This window comes from Streptomyces sp. LN549 (assembly GCF_043203805.1).
GTDB lineage: Bacteria > Actinomycetota > Actinomycetes > Streptomycetales > Streptomycetaceae > Streptomyces.
In genome coordinates, this window is record NZ_JAZHRI010000002.1 from 4,217,500 (window position 1) to 4,235,897 (window position 18,398).

Annotated in this window: 19 protein-coding genes; 8 read left to right on the forward strand and 11 right to left on the reverse strand. The window is 72.2% G+C overall.

The genetic code is table 11. The features are described 5' to 3' along the window. Nucleotides 1–81: 81 nt before the first annotated feature. The 3 genes from SH922_RS18965 to SH922_RS18975 form a co-directional block, all read right to left on the reverse strand. The gene (locus SH922_RS18965) at nt 82–675 is read right to left on the reverse strand and encodes a GNAT family N-acetyltransferase (RefSeq protein ID WP_393059130.1); all 594 of its coding nucleotides are present in this window, start codon (nt 673–675) and stop codon (nt 82–84) included. A 46-nt stretch (nt 676–721) separates the two neighbouring features. Further along, complete coding sequence (locus SH922_RS18970; protein ID WP_393059131.1) at nt 722–1,498, reverse strand: peptidoglycan recognition protein; 777 nt, start codon at nt 1,496–1,498, stop codon at nt 722–724. 123 nt (nt 1,499–1,621) lie between these two features. Beyond that, nucleotides 1,622–3,169: a hypothetical protein gene (locus tag SH922_RS18975; protein ID WP_393063616.1), complete on the reverse strand. Its 1,548-nt coding sequence runs from the start codon at nt 3,167–3,169 to the stop codon at nt 1,622–1,624. A 306-nt stretch (nt 3,170–3,475) separates the two neighbouring features. On the opposite strand from SH922_RS18975, the gene crcB (SH922_RS18980) reads away from it, so the two are divergent. Genes crcB (SH922_RS18980) through crcB (SH922_RS18990) form a run of 3 tightly spaced genes read left to right on the forward strand, consistent with a single transcriptional unit; the run spans nt 3,476 to nt 4,610 of the window. Next, the gene (gene crcB, locus SH922_RS18980) at nt 3,476–3,892 is read left to right on the forward strand and encodes a fluoride efflux transporter CrcB (protein WP_393059132.1); all 417 of its coding nucleotides are present in this window, start codon (nt 3,476–3,478) and stop codon (nt 3,890–3,892) included. Next, nucleotides 3,889–4,239, forward strand: a complete 351-nt coding sequence (locus SH922_RS18985) for a DUF190 domain-containing protein (RefSeq protein WP_393059133.1) — start codon at nt 3,889–3,891, stop codon at nt 4,237–4,239. The genes crcB (SH922_RS18980) and SH922_RS18985 overlap by 4 nt, the downstream gene beginning before the upstream one ends. Next, entirely contained in the window at nt 4,236–4,610 is a 375-nt protein-coding gene (gene crcB, locus SH922_RS18990) for a fluoride efflux transporter CrcB (RefSeq protein WP_393059134.1), read from the forward strand. The genes SH922_RS18985 and crcB (SH922_RS18990) overlap by 4 nt, the downstream gene beginning before the upstream one ends. A 79-nt stretch (nt 4,611–4,689) precedes the next feature. Here crcB (SH922_RS18990) and SH922_RS18995 read toward each other — a convergent pair whose 3' ends face one another. The 6 genes from SH922_RS18995 to SH922_RS19020 form a co-directional block, all read right to left on the reverse strand. After that, complete coding sequence (locus tag SH922_RS18995; protein WP_385283073.1) at nt 4,690–5,001, reverse strand: SCO5918 family protein; 312 nt, start codon at nt 4,999–5,001, stop codon at nt 4,690–4,692. Between the two features lie 54 nt (nt 5,002–5,055). After that, the gene (locus SH922_RS19000; protein ID WP_393059135.1) at nt 5,056–6,645 is read right to left on the reverse strand and encodes a DEAD/DEAH box helicase; all 1,590 of its coding nucleotides are present in this window, start codon (nt 6,643–6,645) and stop codon (nt 5,056–5,058) included. A gap of 423 nt (nt 6,646–7,068) precedes the next feature. Beyond that, nucleotides 7,069–7,272 carry a cold-shock protein gene (locus SH922_RS19005; RefSeq protein WP_015609674.1) on the reverse strand — a complete coding sequence of 68 codons (204 nt, stop codon included), beginning with the start codon at nt 7,270–7,272 and terminating at the stop codon, nt 7,069–7,071. 364 nt (nt 7,273–7,636) lie between these two features. Beyond that, the gene (locus SH922_RS19010; RefSeq protein ID WP_393059136.1) at nt 7,637–10,666 is read right to left on the reverse strand and encodes an alpha-mannosidase; all 3,030 of its coding nucleotides are present in this window, start codon (nt 10,664–10,666) and stop codon (nt 7,637–7,639) included. Between the two features lie 90 nt (nt 10,667–10,756). Next, a complete protein-coding gene (locus SH922_RS19015) occupies nt 10,757–11,125 on the reverse strand; it encodes a hypothetical protein (RefSeq protein ID WP_393059137.1) in 369 nt (122 codons plus the stop codon). Between the two features lie 250 nt (nt 11,126–11,375). Further along, nucleotides 11,376–11,714, reverse strand: a complete 339-nt coding sequence (locus SH922_RS19020; protein ID WP_393059138.1) for a MerR family transcriptional regulator — start codon at nt 11,712–11,714, stop codon at nt 11,376–11,378. A gap of 648 nt (nt 11,715–12,362) precedes the next feature. On the opposite strand from SH922_RS19020, the gene SH922_RS19025 reads away from it, so the two are divergent. The 5 genes from SH922_RS19025 to SH922_RS19045 all read left to right on the forward strand — a co-directional run bounded on the left by SH922_RS19025 (nt 12,363) and on the right by SH922_RS19045 (nt 16,448). Further along, nucleotides 12,363–12,809 carry a hypothetical protein gene (locus SH922_RS19025; RefSeq protein ID WP_393059139.1) on the forward strand — a complete coding sequence of 149 codons (447 nt, stop codon included), beginning with the start codon at nt 12,363–12,365 and terminating at the stop codon, nt 12,807–12,809. Nucleotides 12,810–12,813: 4 nt separating this feature from the next. Further along, nucleotides 12,814–13,374, forward strand: coding sequence for a toxin (locus SH922_RS19030; RefSeq protein ID WP_393059140.1), 561 nt, complete (start codon nt 12,814–12,816; stop codon nt 13,372–13,374). Nucleotides 13,375–13,422: 48 nt separating this feature from the next. Continuing rightward, a complete protein-coding gene (locus SH922_RS19035) occupies nt 13,423–14,685 on the forward strand; it encodes an MAB_1171c family putative transporter (RefSeq protein ID WP_393059141.1) in 1,263 nt (420 codons plus the stop codon). Continuing rightward, on the forward strand, nt 14,682–15,302 hold the full coding sequence (locus SH922_RS19040; protein ID WP_393059142.1) for a hypothetical protein: 621 nt from the start codon (nt 14,682–14,684) through the stop codon (nt 15,300–15,302). Before SH922_RS19035 ends, SH922_RS19040 begins: the two co-directional genes overlap by 4 nt. A gap of 81 nt (nt 15,303–15,383) precedes the next feature. After that, the gene (locus SH922_RS19045) at nt 15,384–16,448 is read left to right on the forward strand and encodes an NAD-dependent epimerase/dehydratase family protein (protein WP_393059143.1); all 1,065 of its coding nucleotides are present in this window, start codon (nt 15,384–15,386) and stop codon (nt 16,446–16,448) included. A 2-nt stretch (nt 16,449–16,450) separates the two neighbouring features. Here the strand turns inward: SH922_RS19045 and SH922_RS19050 are convergent, their stop codons facing one another. Together SH922_RS19050 and SH922_RS19055 are read right to left on the reverse strand one after the other, a co-directional pair. Further along, a complete protein-coding gene (locus SH922_RS19050; protein ID WP_393059144.1) occupies nt 16,451–17,557 on the reverse strand; it encodes a sensor histidine kinase in 1,107 nt (368 codons plus the stop codon). 8 nt (nt 17,558–17,565) lie between these two features. After that, entirely contained in the window at nt 17,566–18,387 is an 822-nt protein-coding gene (locus SH922_RS19055; protein WP_393059145.1) for a response regulator transcription factor, read from the reverse strand. Nucleotides 18,388–18,398: the final 11 nt, after the last annotated feature.

Here is an 18,398-nt window from a genome sequence, read left to right on the forward strand (position 1 = left end):
TCCACCGGCCGGTGGACACGGACCCGGGGGCCTGCCCCCGTACGGGCGTCGACAGCCGGCCGCGTACGGATCAGCGAGGGGTCAGAGGCGGGCTTCCAGGCGGGCCTTCGCCTCGGGCCATTCGTCGGCGAGCAGCGAGAAGTAGACCGTGTCGCGCCAGGTGCCGTCGGGGCGGCGGCGGTGGCGCCGCAGTACCCCTTCATGCCGGGCACCGAGCCGGGCGATCGCCTTCTGCGAGCGGACGTTGAGATGGTCCGTCTTCAACTGCACTCGCCCCATGCCGAGTTCATCGAAGGCGTGGCCGATCAGGAGCAGCTTCGTCTCGGTGTTGACGGCCGAGCGCCAGTGGGCGCGGCCGTACCAAGTCGATCCGATCTCCAGGCGTTCGTGGGCCGCGTCGACGTCCATGTACGTGGTCCAGCCGACCGCCCGGCCGCTCGCGAGGTGGATGACGGCGAACGGGACGTACTCACCGCGCCGCGCGGCCGCGAGCAGCGCCGTGAGCTTCTCGCCGAGTTCCTCCGGCGTCCGCGGGGTCGGCCCGCCCTGCCAGCGCCAGACCTCGTCGTCACCGCCGCCGGCGGCGAAGAGGTCGTCGAGGTGGTCCGGGGACAGCGGCTCGACGCGGACGTGGCGGCCGGTCAGGGTCACTGGAAGCGGGGTCGTGGCAGGCATGGCGGAATGCTAACCCATTTCGAACTAGGCACAACAGTGATATGCACTAGTGCGAAACCCGGGGAGGGCTCTCCGCGTCCTCCGTGCCCGTCCGCGCCTGGCGCAGGGCCGCCGCCGCGGCCCGGATCGCGGGCAGTTCCGCGTACAGCGCCTCGCCGGGACAGTTGGTCTGGTAGGCGTCGCGGTGGCCCGATATGACGTGCAGCACGGCCGCCTTCCCCTTCGGGTACCTGCTCGCGCCGTTCGTCGAGACCAGCCGCACCGTGCCGCGCGGATCGGACCCGGGCCGCAGCTTCCACGCGGCCACCTCGGCGAGAGCCCGGACGATGACCCGCGGCACCTCGGCCCCGCGTCCGTAGTTGCCCAGCACGGCTATGCCCACGCTGTCGGCGTTGAAGCCCGTGGTGTGCGCCCCGCGGACCTGCCGCGTGATGCCGCCGGCCCGGCCCTCGTAGATCGTCCCGCACCGGTCGACGAGGAAGTTGTAGCCGATGTCGTCCCAGCCGTTGCCCTTGATGTGGGACTCCTCGACCGCCCGCAGCATGCGCGGCACGTCGGCGCAGTCATAGGTGTTGGACTCCCCCGTGTGATGGATGAAGACCGCCCGCACGGCGCCCGTGTAGACCGCGTGCTCCCGCACCATGCTCTCGTCCGCGTGCCAGCCCGCCCGGGTGACGATCGTGGGCTGCGACACCCCGTGCGCCCGCTTGTGCACCGGGGCTTCCGGCGGGGGCAGCACGAGGCGCACCGGGGCGTCCCGCAGCATCAGAAGGGTGAGCGGGAGGACCGCGGCGGCCGGCCAGAGTCGGTGACGGAGCCACATGGAACCACCCTGCGGCCTCTCCGCCCGGCGCGCAGATACGGTGGCCGATCGGGTGAAACCGCTGGTCCGGACCGCGCGCCGTGCAGGGCGGGCAGCCCTTGTCGTAGCGGCAGGAACGCCGCCTCAGCAGCCGTCGCCGCGCGACAGCCGGTACGCCGAGTCCAGGCGGTACGTCCCGCCCTTCGGTACGGTCAGCCTCGTCCAGTCACCGTCCTGCCGCAGGCAGCCTCCGGTGGCCCCGTCCACGCCGCGCACCCGCAGCCACGGTGAATGGGCGACGCGGATGGTCACCGATCCCGCCTCGGGCATCCGCACCACCAGCTCGGCGTCATTGCCGCCCGCGACCTCGGCGGGGGCCTCCACCAGCGGCTTCGCGTCCCGCACCCGGTAGATCGTCCACCCGGCGTCCTGCCACACCTTCTTCAGCCAGGGCTGCCCGGCCCTGATCAGCGCCGCCTCGGCCTCGGCGGGGCCGTCGGGCTGTCCGTGGTGCAGCACCACGTAGCCCACGGCCCACCGGTCCAGCCAGGCCCGGTAGGCGGCGGGGGACAGCGACCCGTCGTAGAAGAGCCGCCCGCGTTCGACGTCGAGCTGGCGGTTCCAGCCACGCGCCATGTTCACGTGCGGAGCAAGTGCGGCCGCCTCGCGGTGGTTACGGGCCGGGACGACCTCCACACGGCCGAGACCGGCGTCGAGGCGGTCGAGCTCTCCGACCACACCCTCGGTACGGGACGCCCAGGACGGCACGGCGGTGGACACCCGGAGGTCGTCCGCGGTCTTGTCGACCAGCCAGTTGGCGGACAGCACGAGTGCCACCGCCACCACGGCCGTCCGTACCCACGCCTTCTCCCGGACGAGGGCGAGGACGGCCATGAGCAGCACGGGCACGGCGACGAGACCGAGCAGCCGTTCCACGTTCGTACCGATCGGGGTGGCGATGAGGTAGGTGAGGAGCACGCCGACGGCGTACACCAGGGCGCCGTACCGCAGCAGACGCCATTCCCGCCCCACCGGGGCCGCGACCGCGAGGACGGCGCAGACGACGATCGGCATCCACAGCCTGTTGGCGGCCATGGGCTGTTCGCCCTGGAACGGGAAGAGCACCGTGGTGGCGCCCACGACGGCGAAGAACGGCACCATCAGCACCGCGCCCTTCCGCCACTGCCGGTCCAGAAGGTATGCGGCCCCCGCCACCACGAGGAACAGCCCCGCTACTGGACTGGCCATCGTCGCCAGCGCCCCGGCCACGAGGGCCGTCACCGAGCGGTGGACCCAGAGGCAGGCGACGAGCCCGACGGCGACGCCGAGCGCGAAGGTCGTACGCCCTGACGCGACGTTGCACCACAGGGCGAGCGCGGCGAGAACCGCGGGAAGGAGAGCGTGCGGCACACCCCTGCGGGCGAAGAGGAGGGCCATGAGCCAGGTGCCCGCGATCCCGGCGGCCACGGACACCGCCCGGACGCCGAAGAGGGCCATCAAGTACGAGGAGAAGACGCTGTAGTTGGCCGTGTGCGTCCCTCCGTACCAGGAGAGGTTGTAGGCCGCACCCGGGTGGCGGGCGGTGAACCCCGACCAGGCGAGCTGTGCGGCGAGGTCACCGCCGCCGGTGGCCAGGACGGCGGCCCACACGGCATAGAGCGGAATCACGACGGCCACGGCGACGACCGGCACACCGTGCCGCCGCCACCACGGCTTCCTGGGTTCCGGCTCCCGCCCCCGCTCCCGCTGCCGGGGGATGCGCCCCCGCTCTATGTTCCCGACTGCTGTCCGCAACTCCCCGTTGGCATACACCCGCGCAACCCTAGGACAACGATCCCCCGCGGCACACGGGCGATATCCTGAGGAGAGCGGGGACCGGTGACGGCCGCCGCACGGCGGTGGGGCCCGCCGTACCCGAACCGCGGCAAGCCGCCAACGGTCCCTACTTGCGTACGTGCGAGCCCGCGTCCGGCGGGCGCCCCGGCAGGTAGGAGACGTGTGTCCGCGAAGACCCCCAACCCGCAGACCGCCGCCGTCGCGGTGGTCGCGCTCGGCGGCGCGGTGGGCGCGTCCGCCCGCTACGGTGCCGCCCTCCTGTGGCCCGCCGCGCCGGGCGGATTCCCGTGGACGACCCTCGTGGTGAACGTCGTCGGCTGCGCGGTGATCGGTGTGTTCATGGTGGTGATCAGCGAGGCGTGGACGGCCCACCGCCTGGTGCGCCCGTTCTTCGGCACCGGGGTGCTGGGCGGGTTCACCACCTTCTCCACGTACGCCGTGGACATCGAGCGCCTCGTCGACGGCGGCCGGGCCCGTACCGGCCTGGCCTACCTGGCACTGACCCTGCTCGCGGCCCTCGTGGCGGTGTGGAGCGCGGTGTGGACGACCCGCCGCGCACTGGCCTGGAGGCAGACATGACGACTTCGCACACGACACCGGGTCTGCGGCTGACCGTCCTGACCGGCGAGTCCGACACCTGGCACCACCGCCCGGTCTGCACGGAGATCGTGCACCGGGCGCACGCGGCGGGACTGGCGGGCGCCAGCGTGTTCCGGGGCGTCGAGGGCTTCGGCGCCTCCTCGATGATCCACACCCAGCGGCTGCTGTCGCTCAGCGAGGACCTGCCGGTCGCGGTGGTGATCGTGGACACGGAGGCGAGGATCCGCGCGTTCCTGCCTCTGATCGCCGAACTGGCCTGTGGCCCGGTCACGCTGGACGCCTGCGAGATCGTCCGCCCGGCGCCGGATCCCGGGGAGCGCCGGTGAACTGGCTGCTGGTGATCATCGGCGCGGCGGTCGGTGCCCCGCTGCGGTACCTGACCGACCGGGCGGTGCAGTCCAGGCACGACACCGTCTTCCCGTGGGGGACCTTCACGGTGAACGTGAGCGGCTGTCTGGTGCTGGGCCTGCTGACCGGCGCGGCGGCGGCCGGCGCCGCGTCCTCGCACCTGCAGCTGCTGCTAGGGACGGGGCTCTGCGGGGCGCTGACCACGTACTCGACGTTCAGTTACGAGACGCTGCGGCTGGCCGAGGGCGGGGCGCGCTTCTACGCGGCGGCCAACGCGGTGGCCAGCGTGGCCGCGGGTCTCGGCGCGGCGTTCGCCGGCGTCACGCTCGCCGAGGCGCTCTGGACCTGACACCGGTCCTGGCACCGCACGCGCCGAGGCCCGGCCTCCCTCTCGGGGAGACCGGGCCTCGGTGTGTGACGGGGCGGGCTCAGGCGTCCTGGCCGGGTGTCCCCAGTGCGGCCGAAGCCGCTTCCAGGGGACTGAGCACCACGGGTGCGGCGGGGGCCGGGACGGACCGGCAGGTGAAGCCGAGGCGCGAGAGCGCCCTGGTCACCTCACCGGCCGAGAAGTCGCGGCGGTCCTGCCGGGTGATGACCTCGCCCACCTGCTTGACGGGGTACACACGACGGCTGATGATCACCGATTCCCCGGTGACGGGTTCGGGCTTGATGCCCTTCATCGATTCCTCGACCTCGTGCTTGAAAAGGTCGAACGGGAAACGGGCGATGACGCAGCGCATAGTGCCTCAACGGGGTCGGGGACGGAACCGGGCGGGGAACGCGGGTGCAGCCACTCAGGCGGCGCGGTCGCCGGAGGAGCGGCGCGGCGCGCCGCCGCCCCGCGACTGGGAGGAGGACGACGACGTGGAGGACGACGAGCGGCGCGCCTGGGACGGCCGGCTGCGCCGGCCGCGGGAGGAGGAGCCGCCCTTGGGCCGCTCCGAGGGCGGCGAGGTGATGGTGACGGGGATGCCCGAGGGCGCCTGCGCACCGGTGATCCGGCTCAGCTCGGCCTCGCCGGAGCGGACCTCGGCGACCTGCGGGGTGATCCCGGCGTCGGCCATCAGGCGCGTCATCTCACGGCGCTGGTTGGGCAGCACCAGCGTGACGACGCTGCCGGACTCGCCGGCCCGGGCGGTGCGGCCGCCGCGGTGCAGGTAGTCCTTGTGGTCGCTCGGCGGGTCGACGTTGACGACCAGGTCGAGGTTGTCGACGTGGATGCCGCGGGCCGCGACGTTGGTGGCGACCAGCACCGTGACGTGTCCGGTCTTGAACCGGGTCAGGGTCCGGGTGCGCTGCGGCTGGGACTTCCCGCCGTGCAGCGCCGCCGCCCGTACCCCGCTGCTGAGCAGGTGGTCGGTGAGCTTGTCCACGGCGTGCTTGGTGTCGAGGAACATGATCACCCGGCCGTCGCGGGCGGCGATCTCCGTCGTGGTGGCGTACTTGTCGGCGCCGCGGACGTAGAGCACGTGGTGCTCCATCGTCGTCACCGCACCGGCGGCCGGGTCGACCGAGTGAACGACCGGGTCGTGCAGGTAGCGGCGGACGAGCAGGTCGACGTTACGGTCCAGGGTGGCCGAGAACAGCATCCGCTGGCCCTCCGGCTGCACCTGGTCGAGCAGCTCGGTGACCTGCGGCATGAAGCCCATGTCGGCCATCTGGTCGGCCTCGTCCAGGACGGTGATGGAGACCCGGTCCAGGTTGCAGTCGCCGCGCTCGATCAGGTCCTTCAGCCGGCCGGGAGTGGCGACGACGACCTCGGAGCCACCGCGCAGGGCCGCGGCCTGCCGGCCGATCGACATGCCGCCGACGACGGTGGCCATCCGCAGCTTGAGCGAGCGGGCGTACGGGGTGAGCGCGTCGGTGACCTGCTGGGCCAGTTCCCGGGTGGGGACGAGGACCAGGGCCAGCGGGCGGCGGGAGTCGGCGCGCCGTCCGTCGATACGGGCCAGCAGGGCCAGACCGAAGGCGAGCGTCTTGCCGGAGCCGGTGCGGCCGCGGCCGAGCACGTCACGGCCGGCGAGCGAGTTCGGCAGCGTGGCCGCCTGGATCGGGAAGGGCACGGTGACGCCCTCGGTCGCGAGCGCCGACAGCAGCGGCGCGGGCATGTCGAGGTCGGCGAAGGCCTCGACGGCGGGCAGTCCCGGGGTGATGGTCTTCGGCAGGGCGAACTCGCCCTGCTTGGCGGCGGGGCGGCGGCCGTAGCCACCGCCGGAGCGCTGGGCCGGGGCGCCGAAGCGTCCCTGGCCGCCGCCCTGGCGGCCCGGGGCCTGCGAGCGGAAGCCGCCGCCACCCGAACGGGAGCCGCCGGAACCGGGGGCTCCACCGCCGCGGGTGGTACGGGAAAAACGGTCGTTGGAGCGAGCTGTGCGATCGCGGTTCATACAGAACCTTTCCTCGATATGGCGCGTATCGAGGAATTCATTGCGGCGACGAGCGGCACAAGAATCGCAAGAACGGGCCGTTGGCATACGTGAACGAAGCCCGGCAGCCGGTCTTGAGCCGATACGGGCCCGGCAGAACCGGGTCCGGCGCTTCGCAATGACGGACGAGCCGGCCCGGGATGCGGGCCTGCGGGTCTCGTCACGGGGCTCCGGCGGACCGGTGGTCCGGGAGCCATGGCGGATCGTCCGCCGCACGGTGAAGAGCGTGGGTCCTGTGCGCTTCCCCGGCGGCTCGTGGCGGTGGTACCGGCACGGCGTGCACGGGGGCGGACCCGGGAAAAGCAACGAGCTGGGGCCCGCACCCAAGGTGCGGGCCCCAGCTGTGGATGCGCACTCAGCGCGTGAGCGCCGGTGTCATCGGATTCACGCGGGGGTGATGTTCTCCGCCTGCGGGCCCTTCTGGCCCTGCGTGACGTCGAAGTTCACCTTCTGGCCCTCCTGCAGCTCACGGAAGCCGCTGGCGGCGATGTTCGAGTAGTGGGCGAAGACGTCAGCGCCGCCACCATCCTGCTCGATGAAGCCGAAGCCCTTTTCCGCGTTGAACCACTTGACGGTGCCAGTAGCCATGTTTTATCTCCTTCTGGGGCAGAGCCCGGGGACTGGCACTGTGCCAGTCCCGCGTCGCCGCGATGATTACCCCATCCGGATAATGAACCGGAAAATACAAAAGCGCACCCACCGGCCCATTTAGCCGAGGAGAGCACTTGGAGTCTTTGGGAACCACAACTGCAACTGAGATCTACAGTAGCACAATGAATGCGAGCGGGCGCGGCAAGTAATTTCACTCCGCCCGGTGCGTCATAAACCTTCACCGGGCATTGCATAAAATTCTGTGCTTGCGGCTATAGATATTCGTCGCTCCGTGCTACGGCATCTCGGGGCCGGTGCACCGCCCTCCCTCCGGTCCAGGACCGGAGGGAGGGCGTACGGGTCAGCCGCACGCGAACCTCAGGGTGACCAGCTCGAAGGGCCGCAGCGCCAACTCCACACCGCTGTCGCGGAGTTCCGGCACCGCAGCGTCGGCGGACGGACGCTCCAGCAGGTCGCACACCGCGACGCCGCCGGCCTCGTAGGCCGTGGCGAGCCGGACCTTGGCGCGTCCGCCCGTCGACTCGTAGAGGCGGACGACGAGGTCGCCGCTCGCGTCGTCCGCCAGTTTGACCGCGCTCACGACGACCGCGTCGTTGTCGACGGCCACCAGCGGGGCCACCTCCCGGTCACCGGTGACCCGGCGCTCCCGCAGGTTGATACGGAAGCCCTCGCGGACCGCGTCACCGATCGCCGCACCGGGGACCAGGGCGTGCCGGAAGCGGTGCACGCCCTGGTCGGTCTCCGGGTCGGGGAATCGGGGAGCACGCAACAGCGAGACCCGCACGGTGGTGGTCGTACCCGCGTCGGAGTCGCGGACCGTACGGGTCACGTCGTGGCCGTACGTCGAGTCGTTGACGAGCGCCACGCCCCAGCCCGGCTCCTCCAGGTGGACGAAGCGGTGGTTGCAGGCCTCGAACTTGGCGGCCTCCCAGCTGGTGTTGGTGTGGGTGGCCCGGTAGAAGTGCCCGAACTGCGTCTCGGAGGCGTACCGCTCGGCGTGGACGTCCAGGGGGAAGGCGGCCTTGAGGAACTTCTCCGTCTCGTGCCAGTCGACCTCGGTGTCGATGTCCAGCCGCTTGGCGCCCGGCGCCAGGGTCAGCAGCTGGGTCACCTTCGAGTCACCGAAGCTGCGGACGATCCGTACGCGGGCGGCGGCCGCGTCCTCGACGGGGGTGAGCTCGTCGAGTTCCGTCAGGTCGGTGACCGTGTTGCGGTAGAACTCGTCGACGTCCCACGCGTCCCGCATGTTCGGCAGGTCGGGGTGGATCTGCAGCAGGTTCGCGGCACGGCCCGGTGCCACCGTCTCGCGTTCCGCGCCGATGTCGTACGCCGAGACGACCAGTCCGCGGGCGTCGATCTCCACCCGGAGCAAGCCGTTGTCCAGCACGTGGCCGCCGCCCTCGCGCGGGGCCGGGGCCGGGCAGCTGCCCGCGGGGACGGCCGCCGCCGCGCCGGCTGCGACGCCGCCGCGCGCGTGCGGGGCGGAGTTGAAGACGAGAACCCCGCCCGTCGCGGAGTCGCCGGCCAGCTCCCGCTGGGCGGCGTCGATGATGCCGTTCAGCTCCTCGGCGACGGCCGCGTACGTCTTCTCCGCCTCGCGGTGCACCCAGGCGATCGACGAGCCGGGCAGGATGTCGTGGAACTGGTGCAGCAGCACCGTCTTCCAGATCCGGTCCAGCTGCTCGTACGGGTAGGCGGACCCGGTCCGCACCGCGGCGGTGGCGGCCCACAGCTCGGCCTCCCGCAGCAGGTGTTCGCTGCGGCGGTTGCCCTGCTTCGTCCTCGCCTGGCTGGTGAGGGTGGCGCGGTGCAGTTCCAGATAGAGCTCGCCGACCCACACGGGTGCGTCCGGGTACTCCGCCTGCGCCTTGGTGAAGAAGTCGGTGGGGGTCTCCCACGTCACCGTCGCCGAGCCCTCCAGGCTGCGCATCCTGGCGGCCTTGGCGATCATCTCGCGGGTGGTGCCGCCACCGCCGTCGCCCCAGCCGGTCGGGGCGAGGGAGTGCCGGGCGACTCCCTTGTCCTTGAAGTTCCTCGCCGCATGGGCGATCTCGCTGCCCTTCATCGAGCAGTTGTAGGTGTCGACGGGCGGGAAGTGCGTGAAGATCCGGGTGCCGTCGATGCCCTCCCACTGGAAGGTGTGGTGCGGGAACCTGTTGGTCCGGCTCCACGAGATCTTCTGGGTCAGCAGCCACTTGGAGCCCGCGGCCTTGATGATCTGCGGCAGACCGGCCGCGAAGCCGAAGGTGTCGGGCAGCCACGCCTCGTCGTTCTCGATGCCGAACTCGTCGAGGAAGAAGCGCTTGCCGTGCACGAACTGGCGGGCCATCGCCTCGGAACCCGGCATGTTCGTGTCGGACTCGACCCACATACCGCCGGCCGGCACGAACCGCCCCTGGGCCACGGCCCTCTTGACCTTGGCGTAGACCTCCGGCCGGTGCTCCTTGATCCAGGCGAACTGCTGGGCCTGCGACATCGCGAAGACGAAGTCCGGCTCCTCGTCCAGGAGCGCGGTCATGTTGGACGTCGTACGGGCGACCTTGCGGACCGTCTCGCGCAGCGGCCACAGCCAGGCGGAGTCGATGTGTGCGTGGCCGACCGCGCTGATGCGGTGCGCGGACGGCTGGGCGGGCGTCGCGAGGACCTCGGCGAGCTGCTCCCGCGCGGCGGCCGCGGTGCCGTTCACGTCCTGGAGGTCGACCGCGTCCAGGGCGCGGCCGATGGCGCGCAGGATGGCCCAGCGCCGGGCGCCGTCGACGGGCAGCTCCTGCATCAGTTCGCCCAGCACCTCCAGGTCCTGGACGAGGTTCCACACCTGCTCGTCGAAGACGGCGAGGTCCATCCGGGCGAGGGTGTACTGCGGTTCGTCGCCCGCGGTCCCCTTGTCGCCGAGCGTGGTCGGCACGAAGGGGTGGTGATCGAGGATGACCGGGTTGGAGGCCGCCTCGATGTGCAGCACCACGACCTCGCCACCGGCGGCGGGGGCTCCCACACGCACCCACTGGTTGCGCGGGTTGAGGCCCTTCACCGGAGTGCCGTCGGGGCGGTAGACGAGGCCCTCGCACTGGAAGCCCGGCATGTTCTCGTCGAAGCCGAGGTCGAGCAGCGCCTCGACGGTCCGGCCGGCCCAGGCCTCGGGGACCGTCCCGGAGACCCGGAACCAGCAGGTGCCCCACGGAGCGCCCCACCGGTCGCCGACCGCGATCGGCCCGGTCGGACCGGCCAGACCCTCGGCCACGGGGACGGGCTCGCCCGGTGCGTTCCAGACGGCGACATCCAGCGGGACGGATTCCGGGTATACGGCCGGCCGGATGCGCTCGTCGAGAACGCGCTTCAGACGGGCTTCGGCCAGACCGCGGTCGTCGTGCATGAGGGGGCTCCGTTGTGAGGTGGGCGCCGGTGGGGCGTGTGTGCGGCGCTTACCGGCGGTGCGCGGTTTTGGTGGCGGGCCCGGGCGTGGTCATCGGACCTGTTCCGGAGTCACTACCCCGGTGATACCCCGGGCGGCCAGGTGCTGCGCGTCGTCGGCGTTGCTTGCGAGGGCGGCCATGGGACGGACCCCGTCCGCGGTGAGCCCGGCGACGGCTTCGAAGACGACACCACCGGGGGCACGCGTCGAGCGGCGGGGCGCGGTCGCGTCGTCACCGGCGCCGACGACGACGGCCGTGGTCCGGAGAGCGGGGCGGCGGGTCCTGCCGCGGTGCTCCTCGACGGTCCGGGCGATGACCCGGCGGGCCGGCCTGACCTGCCAGCTGTTGATCAACGGGCCTAGGCTGTAGTCGAGTTCGAGAAGTCGGCCGGCGAGCGGGACACGTTGCGCGAACACCATCGGGTGACGCCCCACACGTCCACGCGGTCCAGGGCTTTCCCGATGGTCGCCTCCGCGAACGAGGCGACGTGCTCGGCGGGAATCGGCGGGGCGGGGACGCGCAGGGATCAGCGGGGCGGGGACGCACGGGGCGGCGGGGCGGGGACGCACGGGGCGGCGGGGCGGGGACGACGGGGCGGCGGGGCGGGGACGACGGGTGCGCGACACCGCGCTTGAAGGCGGGGCGCGCGCGTGCGGTGCCCGCGCCCGCTCAGGCCGTGTCGCGGCCCGGGGTGGGCCGGCGCAGCTCCTCGTTCAGCCGGAGCGCCTCTTCGAGCTGGTCCTCCAGGATCACGATGCGGCACGCGGCCTCGATCGGCGTTCCGCCGTCGACGAGTTCACGGGCGCGGGCCGCGATACGCAACTGGTAGCGGGAGTAGCGGCGGTGGCCGCCCTCCGACCGCAGAGGGGTGATCAGTCGGGCCTCACCGATCGCACGGAGGAATCCGGGCGTGGCGCCGATCATCTCCGCGGCGCGTCCCATGGTGTAGGCGGGGTAGTCGTCGTCATCGAAACGGTCAGTGGCCTGCGGAGGGGTTTCGGGGGGCATGTGCACCTGCCGCGTATCGCTGACTTCGTTGACCGAAAGAGGAACTCTCATTGTGCGAGCCATCGTGTCTAGCATAGTCGCGACAGATTTACCGGGCCGGTCGGGGGAAATAATCTGATCCGCCCCGGTCCCGGCACCCTGCGGCCCGTCGCGGAACCCCTCGCGGGACCTGCCGCCCGGACGCGTCCCGGCGCGCCCGAGGGGCAACGCGACCGCGCTCTGCGGGACGACCGGCCGGGGGCTCACCAAGAACGCTGACCGGCCGGTCAGTTGATGACTGCCTGGCCAGAGGTCATAATGCACGCGTAGCCCTTCACGCATCCCCCGTCGTGAAGGGCTACACCCATGTGCGCGCCGGACCCTCGCGCACGAGGCGGGTTCGCGCAGGCGTTTTCACGGGCAAGGGACTCCCCTCGTGGTCCCCTGCCCATGTTTTTTCGAGTTAACAGTGACGTAGAGTGTTTGCGCAAGCCCGCTCCGGACACCGGAGCAGGATGCTCCACTTCATCCCTTTACGGCGTCCCCCTCAGGGCTCCCGGTTGGCGGACGAGGCGTCGGGGTTGGTTACAGTACGAGCCCGTTGACCGAATCGAGCACCGCCCGGAGCCGGACAGACGCCCGTGCGGTGGACGTGAACGTGGGGGCCGGATGGACAACGGCGAAGAACGCGCGCCGGAGCTGCGAACGCTGCGGCAGAAGGTCGAGTACATGGTCGAGAAGACCTTCCCCGGCCGCAAGATCTCGGGACGGCTCTTCGCCGACCTGGTCAAGGAGCGCGGCGGGTCCCTCTCCCACAGCTACTTCTCCAACATCCTGGCCGGCAAGGTCACCCAGCCGTCCGAGGACATCCTCAAGGCACTCGGCCTCGGTTTCGGCGTGGACTGGCGCTTCTTCAAGGAGGAGTCCGAGGTCGTCGACGACGTCGTCGCGGGGCTGCAGTTCCTGGCGAAGCGGCGTACCGGCGAGATCAGCGGGCTGGCCGGGCGGGGGCTGGACGAGGACGGACTGCCGCCGGAGCTGCTGCAGTTCGCGCTTGCCCTGCTCCAGGACGCCAAGGACCGGCAGCCACCGGCCGACGGCCGACCACGGAGTTAGCGCGGTGTCCATGCGCGAACTGCGGAAGGAGTGCGAGGCCGGGCTGGCCGGCCTCCCGCTTCCCTCCCCCTTCACGGTCGAGGGTCTGGTGGCGAACATGGAGGCGGCCCGCGGCCGCACCATCGTGCTGCACGAGATGCCCGACCGGCTGGCCCGTGTCAACGCCGCCTGCGGGCTGCGGCTGAAGGCCGGCGGGACCAGCGTCGTGCTCTACCGCCGGCGCCCCACCGTGTACCAGACCCAGCACGTCATCCTGCACGAGCTGTGCCACGAGTGGTTCGACCACGGCACCTCGCTGGACGCGGAGCAGCTGCGGCGGCTGCTGCCCGTCTTCGACACCTCCCTGATCGCCCGCGTCGTCGGCCCGGACGCACTGGACAGCCCGGACGCCGTGCAGGCCCGCGCCCAGTACGACACCCACGACGAACGCATGGCCGAATTGGGTGCCTCGCTCATCCCCCGCATGGCCAGGGACGTGACGAGCGATGACATGGTGGGGCGGCTCGCCAACTCGCTCTCGCGACCGGTCGCCCACCGCCGCCGCGGCCTGTTCCGCCGTACGTAGCGCCGCTTCGCCCGATCCCCGTCCCCCCACACCACAAGGACCTCCGCCGTGACCCCGCTCGACGTCGCCGGCTATCTGATAGCCGGCCTGATGACAGCCGTCGCCCTGTGGCGCATGCCTGCCGCCCTGTGGGGCGACGAGGAGGACCGGCGCCGCCGGGCCCTGTGGGGCTGTTACGCCGGATTCGCCGCCGCGCTGTGGACCAAGACCCGTGCGGTGCGCATCGGGCTCAACGACAGTCCGGTCACCGACCTTTCGGTGCTGATCAAGCACTACACGGCGACGATCGCGATTCTGGCCATTCTCAGCTACATCGTGGCGATCTACGGCCAGTACGCCGATGCCGGGGCCGTCCCGCGCCACGTACGGTTCGCGCGGATCGTCCAGCAGGTCGCGACGAAGGCCTCCGTCGCCACGCTCGTCCTGCTGACGGTGCTGTTCTTCACCGTCGTGGACCGGTCCGCGCCGTCGGACCGCTTCGTCGCCGACCATGCCGGGCAGTGGGGCGCGACGCTCTACATGAGCGTGTTCTACCTCTACCTCGGCGCCGCCTCCGCCGTCTGCGCCTACCAGTGGGCGCTCGCCACAGCCAGTGCCGAGCTGCGCCATCTGCGGGTGGGCCTGGGGATGATGACGTTCGCCATGTTCATCGGCGTCGGCTACACCGTCAGCCGGACGCTGTTCCTCTGGGTCAGCGTCATCGACCGGCCCGGCGAGGCCTTCGCCCTGAAGTTCGACGAGGTCACCGAGGCCTCGCAGGTGGCGCTGTTCGCCTTCTTCGCGATCGGCGCCTCCATCCCCGCGCTGAGCAACGTCCGCCGCCGGGCGAAGCTCTGGCGCGCCCAGATGCAGCTGCACGCGCTCTGGTACGAGCTGATGGCGGCCTTCCCCGACCAGCCCTTCGACCCCCCGGCACCGCTGCTGCGCGAGCTGACCCGTTTCGGCACCCCGGCCGACCTGCGGGTCGACCGGTGGGCCGCGGACATCGCCGACGCGGTGGAGAAGCTGCGCCACTACGTGCCCGACGCGCTGCTGCCTGCCGCCGAGGCCGCTGCCGGGAGCGCCGACCGGGAGCAGGCCGGGCCGCTGGCCGACGCCTACTGGATCAAGGCGGCGCTCTCGGCCCGGAGCGCCGGGGCACCGGCGGGCGACGCGGCCGCCGTCGGTACCCAGCACGCCACCGACCAGGACGGCGAGGTCGCCTGGCTGGTCCGGGTGGCGACGGCGTACCGCACGGTCACGCCGGAGCGGGCCCGGCAGGTCCTGGAGGAATCCTCCGCGGCGGTCAAGGAGCAGGAGCAGCAGGCATGAGCACCACCCCCGACACCACCACCCCCGACACCGGGACGAGCGGCATCGCCGGCACGTCCGCCGCGCGCACCGTGACCGACGTCTTCCAGCCCCGCAACGTCCTGCTGGCCGGCATGCTCGCCATCGGGCTGGCGGCAGCCGGCCACTGGACCGGGCTGCTCTGGGGATTCCTCGGCGCCCTGTGCGCCGGGCTCGTCCCGGCCGGCTACATCGAGTGGGAGCGCGGGCGCGGCACCTGGGGCGACCGCCATGTCGTCGACCGGACCAAGCGGGCCCCGATCTTCCTCGTCATCCTCGGCTCCATCGGCACCGGTTCGGCGGTCATGGTGCTGGGCGGCGCCCCCTCGGGCATCCTGACCGCGATGCTCGGGCTGTGGGTGATGACCGTGGTCCTGCTGGCCGTCAACACGGTCTGGAAGATCTCGGTGGACGCCTCGGTCGCCTCGGCCGTGGTCGCGCTGCTCGCCTCGGTGCACTCGCCGTGGTGGCTGTCCGGGTACGTGATGACGGCCGCCGTGTGCTGGTCGCGGGTCGCGCTCGGCTATCACACGGTGGGCCAGGTGACGGCCGGTACGGCGCTGGGCGCGGCGACGGCGGGCGCGTTCCTGTTCGTCTGACCGACCGGCCCCTCTTACGGTCCCGTGACGTGCCGACGCGGAAGCCGCGCCCTCAGCCGCCGGCGCCCTAGCGTGGCCGTCATGCGTGTACTTGTCACCGGCGGCGCCGGGTTCATCGGTTCGGAGATCGTCAGGACTCTCACCTCGGCCGGCCACGAGGCGGTGGTGCTGGACGCCTATCTCGCGTCCGCGCACGGCGGGGCGGCCGTCCCAGGGGGCGGCGACGGGACGATCGTCGGGGACGTGCGCGACCGGGCCGCGGTGGACGCGGCGCTGCGCGGCATCGACGCTGTGTGCCACCAGGCGGCCATGGTCGGCCTGGGGAAGGACTTCGCGGACGCCCCCGCGTACGTCGGCTGCAACGACCTGGGTACGGCGGTGCTGCTCGCCGCGATGACCGAAGCGGGCGTGCGGGACCTGGTGCTCGCCGGGTCGATGGTGGTCTACGGCGAGGGACGCTACGACTGCCCCCGCCACGGCACGGTCCGGCCGGGCCCCCGGTCCGAGGGCGATCTGGCGGCAGGCCGCTTCGAACCGCGCTGCCCCTCCTGCGGTACGGAACTGACGCCCGGTCTCGTCTCGGAGGACGCGCCCGCCGACCCGCGCAACGTGTACGCCGCCACCAAGCTCGCCCAGGAACACCTGGCCTCGTCCTGGGCCCGCGCCACCGGCGGGCGCGCGGTGTCGCTGCGCTACCACAACGTGTACGGACCGGGTATGCCGCGCGACACCCCGTACGCCGGTGTCGCCTCCTTCTTCCGCTCCGCCCTGGCCCGTGGCGAGGCGCCGCGCGTCTTCGAGGACGGCGGCCAGCGGCGTGACTTCGTCCACGTGCGGGACGTGGCGTCGGCGAACGCCGTGGCGCTGGCGGCCCTCGCGGGCCGGGAGCCCGGAGCCTTCACCGCGTACAACACGGGCAGCGGGGAGCCGCACACCATCGGCGAGATGGCCGAGGCCCTGGCGTCGGCGCACGGCGGCCCGTTCCCGGTCGTGACCGGCGAGTACCGGCTCGGGGACGTACGCCATGTCACCGCCGACTCGGGCCGGCTGCGTGCGGAGCTGGGCTGGAAGCCCGGGGTGGGCTTCGCCGAAGGGCTGGCCGCGTTCGCGTCACAGCCGCTGCGGGGCGTGCCCGCCGGCCGCTGAGTTCAGGCGACCGGGAGCGTGACCTCGAAGCAGCAGCCGCCCCGCACGTTGCGCACCGCCGCCCGGCCCGCATGGGCCTCGACGATGCCGCGCACGATGGCAAGTCCCAGGCCCGCTCCGGCGGGTGGGGTCCGGGCGTGGCTGCCGCGCCATCCGGTGTCGAACACCCGGGGCAGGTCCTCCTCGGGAATGCCGCCGCAGCCGTCGGTCACCGAGAGCACCACCCCGTCGCCGTCACGGTGCGCGGCCACCGCGACCGTGCCGTCGGCGGGGGTGCGGCGGATCGCGTTGATCAGCAGGTTGCCCAGGACCCGGCTCATCTCCTTGCTGTCGACCTCCACCGGCACGGCCTCGATCCCGTCGCCGACCAGCCGCACACCGTGCGCGCGGGCGAGCGGGTGTGCGCCCGCGAGAGCGTCCCCCACCAGGTCGTACACGGAGGTCCGGGCCACGGCGAGGGCCAGCGAACCGGCGTGGATCCGGGAGAGTTCGAAGAGGTCGCCGACCATGTCGTTCATCCGCTCCACCTCGGTGCGTATCTGCCGCAGATAGCGCCCCGAGTCGGCGGCCAGGCCGTCCTCCAGCGCCTCGGACATGGCCCGCAGTCCGGCGAGCGGGGTGCGCAGGTCGTGCGAGATCCAGGCGACGAGTTCCCGCCGCGAGGTCTCCAGCGCGCGCTCACGCTCGCGGGAGGCGTCGAGCTTGTCGCTGGTGGCGGCCAGTTCGCGGGTGAGGGCGTCGAGTTCGGCGTTGGCCTGTCCGGCGGGAGCGGCGAAGGTGCCGCCGTCACCGAACGAGCGCGCCGCCAGAGTGAGGTCGCGGCTCCTGGCGGCGATCCACCGGCCGAGCAGCATCGCCGTGGCCAGCGAGACGGCGGCGGCCATCGCGACGACGGTGGTGACCACGCTCAGGTCGTGCGGTGACAGGAACATCGCCCAGGCGACGGCGAGCGTCCCCGCGAGCATCGCGGTCACTGCGACGGCTGCCACCACGGACAGCGAGACGACGAGCGAGCGGTGCCGGAACAGCCGCAGGGCGAGCGCCCCGAGCAGTCCGGCGGCGGCCGCGCCGAGGAAGGCGAAGAGGGCGATGAGGAGGAAGTCGGCCATGGCGCTGCTCAGGCTCCGGGGGTGGGGGCGGGGAGACCGGGCGGGTCCGCGGGGGCCGTCGGGGGCTCGTCGGCGGGGACGTCCAGGCGGTAGCCGACGCCCCAGACCGTACGGATCCGTTCCGGGCGGGCCGGGTCCGTCTCGATCTTGCCGCGCAGGCGGCGGATGTGGACCGTCACCGTCGACAGGTCACCGAAGTCCCAGCCCCACACCTCCCGCATCAGTTCCTCCCGGGTGAACGCCCGGCCCGGGTGACGCAGGAAGAAGGCGAGCAGGTCGAACTCGCGCAGGGTGAGCGCCAGCGTGCGTCCCGCCCGCGTCGCCTGTCGCGCGGCGGGGTCCAGGACGAGCCCCGCGCCCTCCAGGAGCGCGGCCGGCACGCCGGCCGGCGAGGCACCGGCGCGCCGCAGCACGGAGTCGACCCTAAGGACCAGTTCGCGCGGGCTGAACGGTTTCGTGACGTAGTCGTCGGCCCCGGTCTCCAGGCCCAGGACACGGTCGTCCTCGTCGCCCCGCGCGCTCAGCATGATCACCGGCACCGGCCCGTGGGCACGCATCCGACGGCACACCTCGAAACCGTCCATGCCCGGCAGCATCAGGTCCAGGACCACCAGGTCGGGGCGGTGGGCCGCGAACCGTTCCAGCGCGGACGCCCCGTCGTCGGCACGCTCGACCTCGTAGCCCGCACCGTTCAGATAGCCCGCGACGACCTCGGCGACCGTCGGGTCGTCGTCCACGACCAGGACCCGGCCGCCGCGCGGGCGCGGGCCGGGGGACGGGGCCGGTCCTGGCCGGGGGTCCTCACCGGGGGTGTCCGGGATGTTCTGCATCCCTCCACCTT

Coding starts and splice junctions, on each gene's coding strand:
- SH922_RS18965 (WP_393059130.1), bottom strand. CDS start 675: ATGCCTGCCACGACCCCGCTTCCAGTGACCCTGACCGGCCGCCACGTC.
- SH922_RS18970 (WP_393059131.1), bottom strand. CDS start 1,498: ATGTGGCTCCGTCACCGACTCTGGCCGGCCGCCGCGGTCCTCCCGCTC.
- SH922_RS18985 (WP_393059133.1), top strand. CDS start 3,889: ATGACGACTTCGCACACGACACCGGGTCTGCGGCTGACCGTCCTGACC.
- SH922_RS18995 (WP_385283073.1), bottom strand. CDS start 5,001: ATGCGCTGCGTCATCGCCCGTTTCCCGTTCGACCTTTTCAAGCACGAG.
- SH922_RS19000 (WP_393059135.1), bottom strand. CDS start 6,645: ATGAACCGCGATCGCACAGCTCGCTCCAACGACCGTTTTTCCCGTACC.
- SH922_RS19005 (WP_015609674.1), bottom strand. CDS start 7,272: ATGGCTACTGGCACCGTCAAGTGGTTCAACGCGGAAAAGGGCTTCGGC.
- SH922_RS19010 (WP_393059136.1), bottom strand. CDS start 10,666: ATGCACGACGACCGCGGTCTGGCCGAAGCCCGTCTGAAGCGCGTTCTC.
- SH922_RS19015 (WP_393059137.1), bottom strand. CDS start 11,125: ATGGTGTTCGCGCAACGTGTCCCGCTCGCCGGCCGACTTCTCGAACTC.
- SH922_RS19020 (WP_393059138.1), bottom strand. CDS start 11,714: ATGCCCCCCGAAACCCCTCCGCAGGCCACTGACCGTTTCGATGACGAC.
- SH922_RS19025 (WP_393059139.1), top strand. CDS start 12,363: ATGGACAACGGCGAAGAACGCGCGCCGGAGCTGCGAACGCTGCGGCAG.
- SH922_RS19040 (WP_393059142.1), top strand. CDS start 14,682: ATGAGCACCACCCCCGACACCACCACCCCCGACACCGGGACGAGCGGC.
- SH922_RS19045 (WP_393059143.1), top strand. CDS start 15,384: ATGCGTGTACTTGTCACCGGCGGCGCCGGGTTCATCGGTTCGGAGATC.
- SH922_RS19050 (WP_393059144.1), bottom strand. CDS start 17,557: ATGGCCGACTTCCTCCTCATCGCCCTCTTCGCCTTCCTCGGCGCGGCC.
- SH922_RS19055 (WP_393059145.1), bottom strand. CDS start 18,387: ATGCAGAACATCCCGGACACCCCCGGTGAGGACCCCCGGCCAGGACCG.